This window comes from Nocardioides sp. P5_C9_2, assembly GCF_054049555.1.
This window is the reverse complement of the sequence record NZ_JBFUMD010000752.1, coordinates 1-1,015: the sequence shown is the minus strand read 5'-3', so window position 1 is coordinate 1,015 and position 1,015 is coordinate 1. Positions and strand designations below refer to the sequence as shown.

2 protein-coding genes are annotated in these 1,015 nt (G+C 74.1%); both read right to left on the bottom strand.

Annotation, left to right across the window (positions count from 1 at the left end):
- Positions 1–261 precede the first annotated feature (261 nt).
- Complete coding sequence (locus ACXJKL_RS21515) at positions 262–543, bottom strand: DUF7218 family protein (RefSeq protein ID WP_457209026.1); 282 nt, start codon at positions 541–543, stop codon at positions 262–264.
- An 81-nt stretch (positions 544–624) separates the two neighbouring features.
- A partial coding sequence (locus ACXJKL_RS21510; RefSeq protein WP_457209025.1) for a hypothetical protein occupies positions 625–1,015 on the bottom strand: 391 nt, incomplete at its 5' end.

Genomic DNA, 1,015 nt, shown 5'->3' with positions numbered 1-1,015 from the left:
GCTCACCACGGCGGTCGTCGTGACCCGCCTCGCGGGCCGCGCGCCGTACGTCGTGGTGGCCTCCGAGACCTGAGGCCCGGCGCGTCGCGGGTCGTGCGCGCGGTGGGAGTTGAGTCAGTGGGTGACTCAGGTCGTAGCGCCCGGCGAAGCCGCGCACGCGGTGGGAGTTGAGTCAGTGGGTGACTCAGGTCGTAGCGCCCGGCAGGGTCATGCCGGGTCGTGCCGTGCCGTGCCGTGCCGTGCCGAGGACGGTGTTCGCGCTCAGTGGTTCCGGAGCGCGTCGATGAGCTGGGCCTTGCTCATCGACGACCGGCCCTCGATGTCGAGCTCGGCCGCCCGCCGGCGCAGCTGGTCGACCGTGCGGTCCTCGTAGTCGGCAGCCTCCCCGCCACGCTCGCCGACCTGCGAGCGGCCCTGGGCGGCTGCGGCGTTGGCGATCCGGGCGGCCTTCTCCTTGCTGGCCCCCTCGTCGCGCAGCGCCTCGTAGACGCCGGGGTCCTTCACGCTCGGACCCGGGCCCGGATCCTGCTTCTTCTCGACCATCGGTCCCTCCTCGTCGGTGATCTCCCGACCTTCGCACCCGGCTGCCCCCGACCGCCACCGGCGTAGGGGTGAGCGGCCCCTTCAGCGGGTCGACAGCCACGCTCGGCCGTGGTCGCCGTCGTCGGACAGCAGCAGCACCTCGTCGTCGTGTGCCGCCACCGCGAGCACGTGCTCGCCCGCGGTCCGCGGCGGAGCGGCGGGCAGGGAGACCGGGGCCCACTCGTCGCCGTCGTCGCTCTGCCACAGCGCGTACGACGCCCCGTCGCTCGTGGTGGCCCACAGCCCGCGCCCGCCCTCGACGAGCGTCGCGGCGAAGGGGCTGCTGCGGGAGTCGTCGGGGATCGAGCCGAACGTGGACGCCATCTCCCACCCGTCGTCGTCGCGCAGCCAGGCACCGAACCGATCGCCGCGCAGGCCGAGTGCGACCAGCCCGTCGTCGGTCGCCACCACCCGCTCGAGGTCGTCGAAGGCG